The following is a 453-nucleotide window of genomic DNA, read 5'->3' as shown; positions in this document are numbered from 1 at the left end:
GCTGCGGGTCTTCAGCGCGGCCACCGCCGAGCAGCTGATGACCTTCGAGGGCAAGGAGAAGCTGCGTCAGGATTCATTGGAAGAGTGTCGCCGGGTCCTGAAGGATCTGGTCTCTTCCCCCGTAATAGAACAAGTGCTGTTTACCGGCTTTGTCATGCAATGAAAGGTGAAGCGTGAGCGATCTGTTAAGTCAGGACGAAATTGATGCCCTGCTGCACGGTGTCGATGATGTCGAAGAGGAAGAGCTAGGGGCGGCCGGGGATCCCGGTATCGCCCAGTTTGACTTCTCCTCCCAGGACCGCATCGTCCGTGGCCGCATGCCGACCCTGGAGCTGGTGAACGAGCGGTTCGCCCGTCACATGCGCATCAGCCTGTTCAACATGATGCGGCGCACCGCCGAGGTGTCGATCAACGGCGTGCAGATGCTCAAGTTCGGCGAATACGTGCACACCC

1 protein-coding gene and 1 pseudogene are annotated in these 453 nt (G+C 59.4%); both read left to right on the top strand.

What is annotated here, in order from left to right; translation table 11 throughout:
• Nucleotides 1-163 (top strand): flagellar basal body-associated FliL family protein (locus tag JWG43_RS20460; RefSeq protein ID WP_205244349.1); only part of this gene is annotated, 163 nt, incomplete at its 5' end.
• 10 nt (nucleotides 164-173) lie between these two features.
• Nucleotides 174-453: pseudogene (locus tag JWG43_RS18220) on the top strand (flagellar motor switch protein FliM); the annotation flags it as partial.

The sequence above is a fragment of the Desulfobulbus alkaliphilus genome (assembly GCF_016918545.1).
GTDB classification, from domain to species: domain Bacteria; phylum Desulfobacterota; class Desulfobulbia; order Desulfobulbales; family Desulfobulbaceae; genus Desulfobulbus; species Desulfobulbus alkaliphilus.
This window is presented reverse-complemented; position numbering and strand designations above follow the sequence as displayed.